A 15,794-nucleotide genomic window follows, 5' to 3' on the forward strand; every position below is an offset into this window, starting at 1 on the left:
GCCGTGGTGGTGTTGCCTGTGCTAGGCACCAGAATTTTAGTTGCCCTGGTGGGTATCCCGTTATTACTGGGAGCGGCCTACCTGGGTGGCTGGTGGTTCCTCCTGCTGGTAATCCTGCTGGCCTTGACCGGCCTGGTGGAGTTTTATCACCTGGCCGCCCGCCTGAAGCTAAAACCGCTGGTCCCGGCCGGTATTACAGGTGGCCTGATGTTCATCCTGCTGGCATATCTTCATAAGGGTATGGTAGCCTGGCTGGGTGCTGGACTAACAGTGGGGATGCTCTTGCTTTTCCTGGCCCTGTTTCCCCGCTTGGCGGCGGCCGATGTCGCCATAACCCTCCTGGGGAGCTGGTATGTAGGTGGGCTGCTGGCTTACCTGCCTTTGCTCCGCCTTTTACCCGGTGGTAGCGGGGCCCTCATCCTGACCTTCATCTTGACCTGGGCCAATGATACCGGCGCTTATTTTTGCGGCCGTATCTTCGGCCGCCGCCACCCCTGGCCCAACCTCAGCCCCGGTAAAACCTGGGCCGGGGCTATCGGTGGCCTGTTGTTAACTGTCGTGGCGGCGAAAGCCCTGGGTCCTCTCCTTTTGCCCGCTTTAAACAGCCGCTTGCTGGTCGGGCTGGCAGTACTCACCGCCATTGCCGCCCAGGCCGGCGATTTAATCGAATCCGGTTTTAAGCGCCAGGCCGGGGTTAAGGACAGCGGCTGGCTTTTACCGGGTCACGGGGGGATTTTAGACCGTTTTGACAGTTTGCTCCTGGTGGCTCCGGTGGTATACTATTATCTGGCCTTCTTTTTAGCAAAAATGGAGTGAAACCTTTGGCTAACTTTGACGATCGCTTTAAACAAACCTTTCAAACTTTACTGGTAGCCTTAATGGCTGCCCTGCTTTTCCTGTTGCTTTTTTATTACCTATTCCCGGCCGCCGGGGCAATCATTAAAGCCCTGGTCCCGGTGGTCCTGCCCTTTGCCCTGGCAGCCCTGCTGGCCGCCATCATCGATCCGGTTGTTAACTTTATTGAAAGAAGGCTCAAAATAGGCCGGGGCTGGGCGGTAATTATCACCCTCTTCACTATCCTGGCCGTCCTCAGCATAGCCATCTTTTACCTGGTGGCCAACCTGATTATCGAGCTGGAAAGCCTGGCCTTAACCCTGCCGGTCCAGGCCCGGGCCCTGGGGGCTATCTTCCAGGAGTATTTTTCCCGCCTGCAGAGTTTTTATTTTGCCGGCAACCTGCCGGTTGAAGTCTTGGGTACCCTGCAGTCCTTCCTGAATAATGCGGTGGTCTGGCTGAAGAATCTCCTGGGCCTGACGGTCCAGTGGCTGATAGCTTTTATCAGTTCCCTGCCGGAACTCTTTATTTCGCTGATCATTACCCTGGTGGCCACTTACTTTTTCAGCCGGGATAAAGAATTTATCCTCCGCACCCTGCTCCAGGTGGTTTCGCCGCCCTGGCGGGAACGGATGAGCCAGGTATTTAGCTCCCTGGGCCAGGCCATCATCGGTTACCTGCGGGCGGAAATTTTACTGGTCAGCCTGCAGATGACCCAGAGTATTATCGGTCTTTTAATTTTAAAAGTTGATTATGCCCTCACCCTGGCCTTTTTAATTGGCCTGGCCGATTTGTTGCCCATTGTCGGTCCGGGAACGGTTTTCATTCCCTGGATCATTGTGGAATTTATCCTGGGCCATTATGGCCTGGGACTGGCCCTGTTAATCCTGTATGCCTTTATCATTATCCTGCGCCAGGTACTGCAGCCCAAGCTGGTGGCCGTCAGCCTGGGGCTGTACCCGTTGACAACCTTGATTGCCCTTTACACTGGCTTAAAGCTGCTGGGTATTGCCGGCCTGGTCATTGGGCCCCTGACGCTGGTAGTCTTAAAGGCTTTTTATCGCTCCCGGCAGGGGGTAACTAAATAAATGGCCAAAGAAATAGCAATTTTAGGCTCAACTGGCTCCATCGGCCGCCAGACCCTGGAGGTTGTGGCGGCCCATCCCGGGCAATTCAGGGTTGCCGCCCTGGCCGCCGCCAGAAATGTTGAACTCCTGGCCGAACAGGTAAAGCGCTTTCAACCCCGCCTGGCCGTCCTCCTGGACCCGGCAGGGGCCCGGGAGCTGGCCGCCAGGGTTAGCGGTTTAAAAGTCCAGGTCCTGGCCGGAGAGGCAGGCTTCCTGGCAGCCGCCTGCCTGGCCGGGGTAGAACTGGTAGTGGCCGCTATGGTAGGGGTCCGCAGCCTGCCGGCGGTCCTTGCCGCCCTGGAGGCTGGCAAGGATATTGCCCTGGCCAACAAAGAGCTCCTGGTAGCTGCCGGCCAGGTGATCATGGAGCGGGCCCGCGCCTTAAGCCGCCGGATTATCCCGGTGGATAGCGAGCACTCCGCCATCTTCCAGTGCCTGCGCCAGGGCGGCCGGGTGGTGCAGGTGATTATTACGGCTTCCGGGGGACCCTTGCGCGATAAGACCCTGGCCGAAATGGCTGCTGTTACCCCGGAACAGGCTTTAAATCACCCCACCTGGGTGATGGGGCCGAAGATTACCGTCGATTCGGCCACCCTGATGAACAAAGGCCTGGAAGTAATTGAAGCCAAACACCTTTTCAACCTGGATTACGACCAGATTGAAGTTTTGATCCACCCCCAGAGCGTCGTCCATGCCCTGGTGCGCTACAGCGATGGTGCCCTTTTTGCCCACCTGGGGCCGGCCGATATGCGCCTACCCATCCAGTACGCCCTGACCTGGCCGCAACGCTGGGATTTAGATAGCCAGGTATTGGACCTGGCGGCCCTGGGACACCTTGATTTTAGCCGTCCGGACCTGGAACGCTTCCCCTGCCTGGAGCTGGCCTGCCGCGCCGGCCGGGCCGGGGGGACTTACCCGGCAGTTTTAAGTGCCGCCGACGAAGTGGCCGTCCAGTATTTCCTGGCGCGGCGCATACCGCTAACGGCCATCAGCCAGGTCATAGCCAGGGTCCTGGAGGAACACCGGCCAGTAGCGGCTCCCGACCTGGAACAGATTCTTGCCGCCGACGCCTGGGCCCGGCGGCGGGCAGGAGAAGTAGCTGAAGGATTTTACAAGAGGAGCCCATCATAGGGACTGAAGCCCCCGCCTGCGAACGATAAAAAATTGCCCCTTCTGAGCGGCGCAGGGACATATCCCCACCAGAAGGCACCATTTCTGGCAGAACCCTATTTTTGGAGGAGTTGAGGCCCGGTGACTATTATCCTGGCCCTGGTTATCTTCAGCATTTTAATTGTTGTCCACGAAGGCGGGCACTTCCTGGCGGCCAAAAAAGCAGGCATCAAGGTAGAAGAATTCGCCATCGGGATGGGGCCGGCCCTCTGGCAGATGAAGAAGGGGGAGACGGTGTACTCCTTACGCGCCTTTCCCCTGGGCGGCTTTAACCGCATGGCCGGGATGGAGGGCCCGGATCTCAATGACCCGCGGGGCTTTAACCGGCAGTCGTTAGCCAAACGCATGGGAGTCATTGCCGCCGGTTCGGGCATGAATTTTCTCCTGGCCATCCTTATTTTTATTTTCGTGTTCATGGTCCTGGGCATACCGGCGGATATTAATGTTATCGGCCGCGTCGAACCGGGGATGCCGGCAGCCCAGGCGGGTTTGCAGCCGGGGGATAAAATCCTGATGGTCGACAATACCCCGGTCAATAACTGGCGCGACCTGGTGCACCAGATCTACCAGCACCCGGATGAGAAAATTACCCTGGTAATCGAACGGGACGGCCGGCAGCAGCGGGTTACCCTGACCACCGCCAGGGATCCCCAGTCAGGGGTCGGGATGATTGGCATCGGCCCTACCTGGGAGAGGCAGGGTTTTTGGACCTCGATCAGCCTGGGATTCAGGCAGGCCCTGGAAATCACCAGGCTCATTATCTTAAGCCTGGTCCAGATGCTTACCGGCCAGGTAGCCCCGGAGGTCGTGGGGCCGGTGGGCATTATCCAGCTGGTGGGTCAGGCAGCCACCTATGGCCTGGCCAATGTCTTGAACTTCATGGCGGTTTTAAGCCTGGACCTGGGGCTCATCAACTTGCTGCCCATTCCCGCCCTGGACGGCAGCCGGCTGGTATTCTTAAGCCTGGAGGCGGTGCGGGGCCGGCCCATAAGTGCGGAAAAGGAAAATTTAATCCACCTGATTGGCTTCGCCCTCCTTATGGGCCTGCTTATTTTAATAACTTACCGCGATTTAATTCGCATTTTCAGCTGAGGTGAACCTGCATGAGTATATCGCGCCGGCCATCGCGGCAGATCCGGGTGGGCAAGGTGGCCGTGGGTGGGGGGGCTCCCATTTCCGTCCAGTCCATGACCAATACTGACACCCGGGATGTCGCCGCTACTGTCACCCAGATCCAGAGGCTGGCCCGGGCCGGCTGCGAAATAGTCCGCCTGGCCGTACCGGATCAAGAGGCAGCAGCAGCTCTGGCCAGGCTCAAAGCCCAGGTGGATATCCCCATCATCGCCGATATTCATTTTGACTACCGCCTGGCCCTGGCCGCCCTGGCAGCCGGGGTGGACGGCCTGCGCCTGAATCCTGGCAATATTGGCGGGCCCGGTCGGGTGAAGGCTGTAGTCAAAGAGGCGGCTGCCCGGCGGGTACCCATCCGCATCGGCGTCAATGCCGGCTCCCTGGAGAAGGAGGCCATGGCCGCCCATGGCGGGGTAACGGCTGCGGCCATGGTGGCCAGTGCCCTGAAACATATCCGGCTGCTGGAAGACCTGGATTTCTATGACATGAAAATTTCCTTGAAAGCTGCGGAAGTACCCTTAATGCTGGAGGCCTACCGCCAGCTGGCCGGGCAGGTTGATTATCCCCTGCACCTGGGGGTGACGGAAGCCGGCCGGGGAGTGGAAGGGGCCGTCAAATCAGCGGTGGGGATTGGCATTTTACTTAACGAAGGAATAGGCGACACCATCCGGGTATCATTGACCGGCGACCCGGTGCAGGAGGTAGTGGCCGGTTTTGCCATCTTACGTTCCCTGGGATTGCGCCGGCGGGGCATCGAGCTTATTTCCTGCCCCACCTGCGGCCGTTGCCAGGTAGACGTGGAAGGGGTGGCAGGCCGGGTGCAGCAAGACTTGCAGGATGTGGCCAGACCCCTGAAAGTAGCCATTATGGGTTGTGCCGTCAACGGCCCCGGCGAGGCCCGCCAGGCCGATGTCGGTGTTGCCGGCGGTCCCGGCTTTGGCCTTCTTTTTCGCCATGGCCGTCCCGTCCGCAAGGTCAAGGCAGAGGATATGGCCCGGGCCCTTATTGAAGAAGTCAGGCGCCTGGCCGCAGAGGAAGAGGAGGGAGAGAATGCGCACGAGTGAATTACTGGCACCGACTTTAAGGGAAACGCCGGCCGAGGCCGAGATCGCCAGCCACCAGTTGTTACTGCGGGCCGGCTTTATTCGCAAGGCAGCAGCCGGGATCTATACCTATTTACCCCTGGGACGGCGGGTGCTGGCCAAACTGGAGCGGATCATCCGGGAGGAAATGGACCGGGCCGGCGGCCAGGAGGTGGTCCTGCCCATTATCCAGCCGGCCGAACTCTGGCAGGAAAGTGGCCGCTGGGAGGTTTACGGGGAGGAAATGTTCCGCCTCCGGGACCGGCACCAGCGCCAGTTTTGCCTGGGGCCCACCCACGAGGAGATTATCACCACCCTGGTACGGAGCGAAGTCAACTCCTATAAACAATTACCCCTGCTCTTGTACCAGATTCAAAATAAATACCGCGACGAGCGGCGCCCCCGTTTCGGGCTCCTCAGGGGGCGGGAATTTATCATGAAGGATCTCTATTCCTTTGACCGGGATCAGGAGGGGCTGAACCAGAGTTACGCCAAAATGTACCAGGCCTACAGCAATGTCTTTCGCCGCTGCGGCCTGGATTTCCGGCCGGTCCAGGCTGATACCGGCGCCATTGGCGGCAACTACAGCCATGAATTCATGGCCCTGGCGTCTACCGGGGAGGCGCTGCTGGTATACTGCCAGGAGTGCGACTATGCCGCCAACGTAGAAATTGCCGTGGCCAGGGCGCTGCCCAAACCTGGAGCGGAAACACCGGAGCCGCTTAAAGAAGTGGCTACGCCCGCCCAGAGGACGGTAGCCGAAGTCAGTACCTTCCTGGGGATCACCCCGGACAGGCTGATTAAAACCATTTTTTATGAGGCCGACGGGCAGCTGGTTGCCGCCCTGGTCCGGGGAGACCGGGAACTCAATGAAGTAAAGCTCCAGAATTACCTGGGCTGCCGGCACCTCGTCCTGGCTGACCCGGAGAAGGTGATGGCCGTTACCGGGGCGCCGGTAGGCTATGTTGGACCGGTAGGTTTAACAGGCGTGCCCCTTTACGCCGACCTGGAGATACCTTACCTGGTCAACGCTGTGGCTGGCGCCAACCGGGAAGGCTACCACCTGGTCAACGTCAATCCCGGCCGGGACTTTAAAGCGGAAGCCTTTGCCGACCTCCGCCAGGTGGAGGCCGGGGAGCCCTGTCCCCACTGCGGCGCCCCCTTAAGCCAGGCCCGGGGCATAGAAGTCGGGCAGGTTTTCCAGCTGGGAACCAAGTACAGCCAGCCCCTAGGTGCCACCTATACTGATGAGCAGGGCCAGGAGCACCCCATCGTTATGGGCTGCTACGGTATCGGGGTCAGCCGCACCATGGCCGCCGTCGTCGAACAGCACCATGATGAACACGGCATTATCTGGCCCCTGAGTCTTGCCCCTTACGAGGTAGTCGTTATCCCGGCCTCTTTAAAGGACGGCGGCCAGCAGCAAGTGGCCGAAGGCCTCTACAAAGAACTGCTGGCTGCCGGGGTGGAAGTGGTATTTGACGATCGCGACGAACGGGCCGGCATGAAATTTGTCGAAGCCGATCTTATAGGGTATCCCTTGCGCTTAACCATAGGCAAGAAAACCCTGGCCCAGGGTACGGTGGATGTCAGATGGCGGCATGCAGGGCAGGAAACAGCCCTGCCCCGGGAGGGCCTGGTACCCCGGCTAAGGGAGATGCTGGCCCGGGAGATGGCAAAGTACCGGTAAGGAATTGGGGTAAGGGTTGATGGCCATGACTGGCAGGGAAAATCTCTGGCAAGAATTGCTCCAGCAGGGGGCCGTGCGCAAGGTTGTAGTTGACCGCAAGAGCAGCAAGTGCTATCTTTCCCTCTGCCCTCCCTGCTCCCTGGAATCAGAGGATATTGCAGCTTACCGGCAGTTCCTGGCCCGGCAATTTCCCGGCTTTGAATTTATATTTAAAGTGCTGCAACCTTCACCCCCTGCCGACCTGGCAACCTTCTGCCGGGAACAGAAGGCCGCCATCCTGGAGGAGGTGGCCCGGCGGCTGGGTAATGGTACCTCGGCCTGGCTGGCCGGGGCGCGGCTGGAACCCGGTGCTGGGGTCCTGCAGCTGGTTGTACCGGTACCCCTGGCCATGGAGGCTTTAAGGTCCTGCCGGGGTGACAGGGTTTTGCAGGAAGTATTGCAGCAGCATGGCTACCAGGTGCAGGTGGAACTGGTCACCGACCGGGATTACCAGGAAGAACTGGCGGCCGTCTCCCGCCAGCTCCAGGAGCAGCGGCTGGTCCGGGTCAGGGAAGAAGCGGCCAACCGGGGAAAGGAAGACGGTCCGGCTAAAAAGGAAGGCGGGGAGAAAAAAGGGAACTGCCAGCAAACTACGGATAACTGCTTCCTCCTGGGCAAAAAGATTACGGCTCCCCTCCGGCCCCTGAAGGAGATCCAGGAAGAGGAAAAGCAGGTTGCCGTCCAGGGGGAAGTTTTGGAGTTTACGGCCCGGCAGTTGAAATCCGGGCGCTGGCTGGTGAGTTTTGATCTCACCGATTATACCGACTCCATCAGCGTGAAAGCCTTTGCCGATGCCGGTCCCCTGGCGGAGAACGGCCTGGCCATCGGAGAATGGGTGCAGGTGCAGGGCCCGGTCCAGTACGACCGCTACAGCCAGGAGCTGGTAATAATTGCCGACACCATCGCCCGGGGTGAGCGTCCCGGGCGCCAGGATACGGCGCCGGACAAAAGGGTGGAACTGCACCTCCATACCAAGATGAGCGCCATGGACGGCGTAACCGAGGTGGCGGCGGTGGTAAAACAGGCGGCCAGGTGGGGCCATGGAGCGGTAGCCATCACCGACCATGGTGTCCTCCAGGCCTTCCCGGCCGCCGCCGAGGCCGGGAGTAAATACGGCGTTAAGATCATCTACGGCCTGGAAGGCTACCTCTTTGACCAGGACGACCAGCCTCCCGACCGCCAGCAGACCTATCATATCATCTTGCTGGTGAAAAATAAGCAGGGATTAGAAAATCTATACCGCCTGGTCTCCCGGGCGCATCTGGATTATTTTTACCGCAAACCCAGGTTGCCGCGCCACCTGGTGCAGCAGTACCGCGAGGGACTCCTTTTAGGGACGGCCTGTGAGGCTGGGGAATTAATCAGGCATTACCTGGCCGGGGTCGACGCCGACCGCCTGGAGGAGATTGCCTCCTTTTATGATTTCCTGGAGATCCAGCCCCTGGCCAACAATGACTTTTTAATCCGGGAAGGTAAACTTGCCGATCGCCAGGCCCTGATGGACATGAACCGGCAAATTATCGCCCTGGGCCGGAAACTGCACAAACCGGTGGTGGCTACCGGTGACGTCCATTTCTTAAACCCGGAGGATGCCATCTACCGCCAGGTCCTCCTGGCTGGCCAGGGTTATGCCGACGAGGTCCAGGCCCCCCTCTACTACCGGACGACAGAGGAAATGCTGGCGGAATTCAGTTATCTTGATGCCGCAACGGCCCGCCAGGTGGTAATCACCAATCCCCGGCTCATCGCGGACCAGGTAGAAGAGTTAAAGCCCATCCCCGACGAATTTTACCCGCCGGAGATCCCCGGCGCCGAAGAAGAGCTAACCCGGATCGTTACCACCCGGGCCCATGACTGGTACGGCAACCCCCTGCCGGAACTTGTCCAGGCCCGCCTGGACAAGGAAATGCAATCCATTATCGGCCATGGCTTTGCCGTGCTGTATCTCATCGCCCACAGGCTGGTATTAAAATCCAACGAAGACGGCTACCTGGTAGGCTCGCGGGGATCGGTGGGTTCTTCCCTGGTGGCCACCCTGGCCGGGATTACGGAAGTAAACCCCCTGCCGCCCCATTACCGCTGCCCGGCCTGTCGCTACAGTGAGTTTGTTACCGACGGCAGCGTCAACTGCGGTGCCGACCTGCCGGCGAAAGATTGTCCCCGCTGTGGTACCAGGTTGTTAAAAGACGGCCACGACATCCCCTTTGAAGTCTTCCTGGGCTTTAAAGGCGATAAGGTACCGGATATTGATCTTAATTTTTCCGGAGAATACCAGCCCCGGGCGCACCAGTACGCCGAAGAGATCTTCGGCAAAGACCATGTTTTCCGGGCCGGGACCATAGCCACCCTGGCGGAGCGGACGGCTTTCGGTTTTGTACATAAATACCTGGAGGAGCGGGGCCTCAAGGCCCGCCAGGCGGAAATCAACCGCCTGGTCAAGGGGATTACCGGCGTCAAGAGGACCACCGGCCAGCACCCGGGGGGGCTGATGGTCGTCCCCCGGCGGGTGGATATCCACCTCTTTACACCCTTGCAACGCCCGGCCGACGATACCGGCAGCAATACCATCACCACCCATTTTGACTATGAAGCCATCAGCCACCGCCTGGTGAAGCTGGACCTCCTGGGCCATGACGACCCGACGGTTATAAAAATGCTGGAGGACCTTACCGGCGTCAACGCCCGGGAGATCCCCCTGGATGAGCCCCGGACCATGTCCCTTTTTGCCGGCGTCGAAGCCCTGGGGGTCCGGCCGGAAGACATCGGTGCCCAGGTCGGTACCCTGGGGATTCCTGAATTCGGCACCCGTTTTGTCCGCCAGATGCTGGAGGAAACCAGGCCCCGGACCTTTGCCGAGCTGGTGCGCATCAGCGGTTTCTCCCATGGTACTGATGTGTGGTTAAATAACGCCCAGGAGTTAATTAAAAGCGGCACGGCGAAACTCAGCGAGGCCATTTCCACCCGGGATGATATTATGAACTACCTCATGCAGCACGGGGTGGTGGCCGATATCGCCTTCCGGACCATGGAGGATGTGCGTAAAGGCAAGGGCGTCAAAAAAGAGTATGAAGAGGCCATGCGGGCGGCAGGAGTTCCCGAATGGTTCATCCAGTCCTGCAAAAAAATCAGCTATCTCTTTCCCAAGGCCCATGCCGTGGCCTACGTAACCATGGCCTTCCGCATCGCCTACTTTAAAGTCTATTACCCGGAGGCCTTCTACGCTTCCTTTTTCAGCATCCGCGCCGATGAATTCGATGCTGATATTGTAGCTGCCGGCCTGCCCCGTATCCAGGAGGAAATCGCCACCCTGGAGAAAAAGGGCAACGAGGCTACAGCCCGGGAGAAAAACATCCTGACCATCCTGGAAGTAGCCCGGGAAATGTATTGCCGGGGCATTACCATGGAGCGCATTGATTTGCAAAGATCGGCTGCTTATCGTTTCCAGGTGGGGAAGGGCAGGCTGTTACCACCCCTGGCGGCCCTGCCCGGGGTAGGCCAGGCGGCAGCCGAGGCCATCGTCCGCGCCCGCCAGGAACGGCCCTTTACCTCCCTGGAGGACCTCCAGCGCCGCAGCCGGGTGAGTAAAACGGTCATCGAAGCCCTGGAGAAACACGGCTCCCTGGCTGATCTACCTGCCTCCGACCAGCTGGTGTTTTTCGGGTAAGGCAACACTCCCTTCTTGCTGGGAGTGTTTTTATCTTATGTCGCATAAAGAGGACAACGGACGAAATATGTAAACGATAACAAAACTGTTAAGTGAGATAATTATAATAAGGCTAGATAAATCATAAAGAAAAGCCCGGTGACAATTCGAAACAAGATATATGAGAGGCAATAAACATATATGAGAAGCAATAAATGATGATTTATTTGGGAAAATGGTATACCGCATTATCCATATAGCAACGTCAAGAGAAAAAATTTCATACAAAAATTTTTCTCCGGCAGGAGGAATCTGAAAACAAATGGCGAATATAATCCATATAATAGTAAACGATTACATAATATATAGCAATTATAATGGCAACGTTTAAAAAAGGAAGGAAATATAGCAATGCCGACCATTAAAGATGTAGCCGCCAGGGCCGGTGTTTCCACCGCCACTGTATCCCGGGTCCTCAACGGCGAGAAGGTCAAAGAAGAGACGGAGAAAAAAGTACTGGCCGCCATTGAAGCTTTAGGCTACCGTCCCAATCAGATCGCCAGGAGCCTCAAAACCCAGAAAACCCAGACCATCGGCTTTGTCGTTCCCGACTTTGGCCCTTTCTTCATGCAGGTTGCCGAGGTGGTTGAAGATATTCTAAATGGCTATGGTTATAGCCTGGTGGTCTGTAACAGTGATGAAAATCCTGACAGGGAAAAGGATCGGGTGCGAATGCTGGCGGAAAAAAAAGTTGATGGACTGCTGGTGGTTCCCACCAGCGATACTGCCCAACACTTAATTGAAATTCAAGAAGAAGGTACGCCCATAGTTTTAGTTGACCGGATGGTTAAGGATATGCAGATTGATTGTGTGCTGGTGGATAATGTCAACGGAGCTTACCAGGCAGTAGAACATCTTGTAACCCTTGGTTACCGGCGTATAGGGCTTATTAATGGCCGCCTGGAAGTTACTACAGGCGAAGAAAGATACCGCGGGTTTTTGCGAGTTTTTGAAGACTACAACCTCCCGGTAGATGAGAGCTTAATCTACACCGGTGATTTTTCAACTGAAAGCGGCTATGAACTTATGAAGGAATTAATGTCTCTTCCCGAGCCGCCACCGGCAGTTTTTGTCGCCAATTATTATATGACCATCGGCGCTATGATGGCCATCAATGAACTAGGGATTAAAGTACCCCGTGATTTAGCTCTGGTAGGGTTTGACGATATGGAATTAACAAAATTAGCCAACCCACCTTTAACAGCAGTTGTGCAACCAATGCAGGAGATGGGTGAGAAGGCGGCCGCGCTTATTTACAAACGAGTTAGCGGCGATAACTCTGGTTTCCCGCAGATGTACCGTTTAAAGCCGGAATTGGTCATTCGCCACTCTACCAGTCCTGTATGGAAAATAAAAAATCTTGAAGTTGTTTGACTTAATGTTTCGAAAGGAGTTCTAATTTTTCTGGCTTTAAGATTATCTCTAGCTAAAGGAGGAAGACAATTTATGACTTCCAAAGAACGGGCACTGGTTGCAATTAAAGGAAATAAAACAGACAGATTACCCATGTGGTATGGGGGCGCACCCGAAACGACCCAAAATATAATGGATTTTCTTGGTGCAAAGACAGAGAAAGAAGCATTATATGATATTCTTGGCATGGACTTTAAAACCATTAGGCCTAAATATATCGGATTGCCCTTTAAAAAATATGAGGATGGAACTGTAGAGAATGAATGGGGAATTAGAAGAGGCGGTTTGCACTACGGCCAGGCTCTTAACCACCCTCTGGCAGACGCGCAGACAATAAAGGATGTTGAAAAATACAAATTCCCCGATCCCGATGATTGGGATGTAGTCATCACCAGGGAGGAACTGGAGGATGCCAGGGGGTATTGCCTTATCGGCGCAACATGGGCTCCGTTTTTTCACGATTCTACAGAACTTATGGGCATGGAACAATTCTTTGTCAATATGTATGTAAATCCCGGGGTGGTCGAAGCCATTATCAGAAAATGCTTTGAGTTTTATTATGAACTCAACCGGAGAACTTACGAGGCCAACCCGGATGTCATTGATTTCTACTTCTTTGGTAATGATTTTGGCTCCATGCGCGCTTTATTGATGTCCCCCGAAATGTGGCGCAAGTTTTACAAACCCTACGTTGCCAAACTGATAGAACAGGCCCATGCAAACGGAGCGGTAGCGGGTCTACATTCCTGCGGGGATATCCATGAAATCTTCCCGGATTTGATAGAAATTGGCTTAGACGTCATTAATCCTATCCAGGTAAGTTGCCAGCATATGGACCCAGCGGTGCTGAAGAGAGAATATGGCAAACACATTGCCTTTTTCGGCGGTATTGATGAAAATGAAATTTTATTAAACGGAACGGAAGCGGAGGTACGGGCCGAAACAAGAAGAATTATCGATGTCCTGGGCAGTGATGGCAGGTATATCGTGGCCGCCTCCCACGATTACCTGCTACCTGAAGTGCCAGCGCGCAATATTGTGGCCATGTATGATGAAGCCAGAAAATATAGCTCAGGAAGGTGAAGTAGGGGTGGATTTAATTCCGGCATTGCAAATGAAAAAGGTTAGCAAGAAATTCCCGGGTACCCTGGCTGTGGACAACGTTGATTTTGAAGTTTATCCCGGCGAAGTCCATGCCCTGGTGGGTGAAAATGGCGCTGGTAAATCAACCTTAATGAAAATGCTGGCCGGCTCCTTCAATGACTACACAGGGCAAATCTACATTGATGGAAAGGAGGTTAAACTACATTCCCCGGCTATTGCCAAAGCTAATGGTATAGCTATGATCTACCAGGAATTAAGCCTGGCCAGGCCGCTCACTATTGCCGAAAATTTGCTGGTGGGGAGGCTGCCGGTAAGAAACAGGTGGTTTATTGATAAAAGAGCCTTAATTCAGGAAGCAAGGGCCTGCCTGCAAAGTGTGGAACTAGATTATCTAGACCCCTTTTCCCCGGTGGAAGAAATCAGCCAGCATGAAGCCCAGCTAGTGGAGATTGCCAAGGCCCTGGGCAACAACCCCCGTATTTTAGTTATGGATGAGCCGACCTCCGCCCTATCGCGGGAAGAGGTGGAACGCCTGTTTAAAATAATAGGCAAACTGAAGCAGCAGGGGCTGGCCATCGTTTACATCAGCCATCATTTAAATGAAATTTTCCAGGTGGCAGATCGAGTTACCGTTATGCGTGATGGCCGGAAAGTAGCAACCCAGAATATAACCAACGTTACCCCGGAAAAATTGATCGAAATGATGGTCGGGCGCTCTATCAATCAAGTGTACTGTGCAGCGAAAAGAACTCCCGGCGAGGTAGTCCTGGAGGTTAAAAACTTAAGCCGGTATGGGTTTTTCCACCACATATCCTTCTGTGTCAGAGCGGGGGAGATTCTGGGAATTGCCGGGCTGGCGGGGGCGGGGCGCAGCGAACTGGGCCGGGCCATCAGCGGCGTGGACCCTGTGGATGCAGGAGAAATTATCCTTGCAGGCAGGAGGATTAAAGTCAAAAATATGGCCCGGGCACTCCAGTACGGTATCGCTTATCTGACGGAAGACCGTAAAACCCAGGGGCTTGCCCTGCGCCTCACCTTAGAGGAAAATCTGTTAGCGCCTTTGATTCCCCGACACTGTAAAGGTTTTATCTACCAGAAGCAATTAGGAACGGGTATAGTTAAAAGGTTAATAGACGACCTGCACATTTCCCCCCCGGACCCGTCCAGGATCGTAGGTAACTTATCAGGGGGAAATCAACAAAAGGTTTTGCTGGGCAAGTGGCTGGCTACCGGCCCGCGGGTGTTGATCCTTGATGAACCCACCCGGGGTGTAGATGTAGGCGCCAAACTCACCATTCATACGGCCATCGAAAAACTGGCCGCCCAGGGTGTGGCCGTCATTCTCATCTCGTCTGACCTGCCGGAACTGGTGCGGCTTTCCGACCGGGTATTAATTATGCGTAAGGGACGTTTACTGGGGGAAATACCCGGTAAGTCCTGTACGGAAGAAGCGGTGCTGCTGGCTATAAACAGTGAAGGAGAAATAGCCCATGCTGGTTAAATGCGAAAGAATAGAGCTGAATAAACGGCGCACAGAAACGGCCGGCTGGATCGAGAAGTTCGGTGTCTATATCATGATCCTTGTGCTTCTCATCCTGGGAACTTTAATTTCCAACAAGTTTTTAACCCTTGACAATCTAGCGAATGTTGTCCATGCTGTAGCTTTGCTGGGCATCGTTGCCGTCGGTGTCACTTTTGTAACCTACAGCGGGCATTTTGCTGACATGTCGGTACCAGGGATTATTGCCCTTTCGGGAATGGTCGCCGTTGACATGCTGCGTTACGGCCTTGTTGTTAGTTTAGTCTCGGGCCTGGTGACGGGTCTTATGGTAGGCCTGATAAACGCCTTTGTTGTTGGTAAACTGAGAGCCAACCCGATTATCTGGACCCTGGCGGTTGCCTTTGTGATCAATGGCGTAGTGAGGTGGCTTTACCGGGGTGAACAGATTTATCCGGACTTAAAGGCGGGCGAAAAGCTGGCGTCTGCTTTTGTGAACCTGGCCAGGATTAATATAGGAGGGGCGGTACCCATTACAGTTGTCGTATTCCTGGTAATGGTAATCATCGGACAACTATTGCTCACCAAAACAAAGTTTGGCGTGCAGCTAAAACTCATTGGTTCTTCCTACGAAGTGGCGAGAATGACGGGAGTAAACGTAACGGGGATGGTCGGGCTGGCCTTTATATTATCCGCCCTGGCCGCTTCCATCGGGGGGGTTCTCTTAACCTCGCTGGTAAAAATAGGAGCGTATTATAACGGGGTCGGCTATGACTTCCGGGCCGTCACGGCCATTGTCCTCGGCGGGGTGAGCCTGGCAGGTGGCAAGGGTAACATGATCGGTGTCCTAGGAGGGGTAGTTGTTATCGGCCTCTTGAATAATATCCTGACCCTCCTGGGTGTGGGGACTTTCTCCCAGACAATTGTCCAGGGTCTGGTGTTTATCCTGGTTGTCTGGTTCAATACCTATTCATTGCGAAAATTAGGGAAGGCTGATGGATAA

The 15,794-nt window shown here is 55.5% G+C and carries 11 protein-coding genes; all 11 read left to right on the top strand.

Annotated elements, in window-relative coordinates; all coding sequences use genetic code 11:
• Positions 1-9 precede the first annotated feature (9 nt).
• The 11 genes from MGLY_RS13100 to MGLY_RS13150 all read left to right on the top strand — a co-directional run bounded on the left by MGLY_RS13100 (position 10) and on the right by MGLY_RS13150 (position 15,794).
• Positions 10-816, top strand: a complete 807-nt coding sequence (locus MGLY_RS13100; protein ID WP_211661892.1) for a phosphatidate cytidylyltransferase — start codon at positions 10-12, stop codon at positions 814-816.
• Between the two features lie 5 nt (positions 817-821).
• Entirely contained in the window at positions 822-1,922 is a 1,101-nt protein-coding gene (ytvI, locus tag MGLY_RS13105) for a sporulation integral membrane protein YtvI (RefSeq protein ID WP_156274505.1), read from the top strand.
• Entirely contained in the window at positions 1,923-3,092 is a 1,170-nt protein-coding gene (locus MGLY_RS13110) for a 1-deoxy-D-xylulose-5-phosphate reductoisomerase (RefSeq protein ID WP_156274507.1), read from the top strand.
• A 120-nt stretch (positions 3,093-3,212) separates the two neighbouring features.
• Positions 3,213-4,223, top strand: coding sequence for an RIP metalloprotease RseP (gene rseP, locus MGLY_RS13115; RefSeq protein ID WP_156274509.1), 1,011 nt, complete (start codon positions 3,213-3,215; stop codon positions 4,221-4,223).
• Positions 4,224-4,240: 17 nt separating this feature from the next.
• Entirely contained in the window at positions 4,241-5,326 is a 1,086-nt protein-coding gene (gene ispG / locus MGLY_RS13120) for a flavodoxin-dependent (E)-4-hydroxy-3-methylbut-2-enyl-diphosphate synthase (protein ID WP_170291228.1), read from the top strand.
• A complete protein-coding gene (locus MGLY_RS13125; RefSeq protein WP_156274513.1) occupies positions 5,313-7,034 on the top strand; it encodes a proline--tRNA ligase in 1,722 nt (573 codons plus the stop codon). Before ispG ends, MGLY_RS13125 begins: the two co-directional genes overlap by 14 nt.
• A 25-nt stretch (positions 7,035-7,059) precedes the next feature.
• A complete protein-coding gene (locus tag MGLY_RS13130) occupies positions 7,060-10,737 on the top strand; it encodes a PolC-type DNA polymerase III (RefSeq protein ID WP_156276453.1) in 3,678 nt (1,225 codons plus the stop codon).
• Between the two features lie 390 nt (positions 10,738-11,127).
• Positions 11,128-12,150: a LacI family DNA-binding transcriptional regulator gene (locus MGLY_RS13135; RefSeq protein ID WP_156274515.1), complete on the top strand. Its 1,023-nt coding sequence runs from the start codon at positions 11,128-11,130 to the stop codon at positions 12,148-12,150.
• A 72-nt stretch (positions 12,151-12,222) separates the two neighbouring features.
• Positions 12,223-13,272 carry a uroporphyrinogen decarboxylase family protein gene (locus tag MGLY_RS13140; protein WP_156274517.1) on the top strand — a complete coding sequence of 350 codons (1,050 nt, stop codon included), beginning with the start codon at positions 12,223-12,225 and terminating at the stop codon, positions 13,270-13,272.
• 7 nt (positions 13,273-13,279) lie between these two features.
• Positions 13,280-14,794 carry a sugar ABC transporter ATP-binding protein gene (locus tag MGLY_RS13145; protein WP_211661894.1) on the top strand — a complete coding sequence of 505 codons (1,515 nt, stop codon included), beginning with the start codon at positions 13,280-13,282 and terminating at the stop codon, positions 14,792-14,794.
• On the top strand, positions 14,784-15,794 hold the full coding sequence (locus MGLY_RS13150) for an ABC transporter permease (protein WP_156274519.1): 1,011 nt from the start codon (positions 14,784-14,786) through the stop codon (positions 15,792-15,794). The genes MGLY_RS13145 and MGLY_RS13150 overlap by 11 nt, the downstream gene beginning before the upstream one ends.

The organism is Moorella glycerini, assembly GCF_009735625.1.
Lineage (GTDB): Bacteria > Bacillota > DSM-521 > Neomoorellales > Neomoorellaceae > Neomoorella > Neomoorella glycerini.

Bases quoted from the DNA above. Each gene is read 5' to 3' on its own strand.
- MGLY_RS13110 (WP_156274507.1), top strand. From the start codon at position 1,923: ATGGCCAAAGAAATAGCAATTTTAGGCTCAACTGGCTCCATCGGCCGC.
- MGLY_RS13125 (WP_156274513.1), top strand. From the start codon at position 5,313: ATGCGCACGAGTGAATTACTGGCACCGACTTTAAGGGAAACGCCGGCC.
- MGLY_RS13130 (WP_156276453.1), top strand. From the start codon at position 7,060: ATGACTGGCAGGGAAAATCTCTGGCAAGAATTGCTCCAGCAGGGGGCC.
- MGLY_RS13135 (WP_156274515.1), top strand. From the start codon at position 11,128: ATGCCGACCATTAAAGATGTAGCCGCCAGGGCCGGTGTTTCCACCGCC.
- MGLY_RS13140 (WP_156274517.1), top strand. From the start codon at position 12,223: ATGACTTCCAAAGAACGGGCACTGGTTGCAATTAAAGGAAATAAAACA.
- MGLY_RS13150 (WP_156274519.1), top strand. From the start codon at position 14,784: ATGCTGGTTAAATGCGAAAGAATAGAGCTGAATAAACGGCGCACAGAA.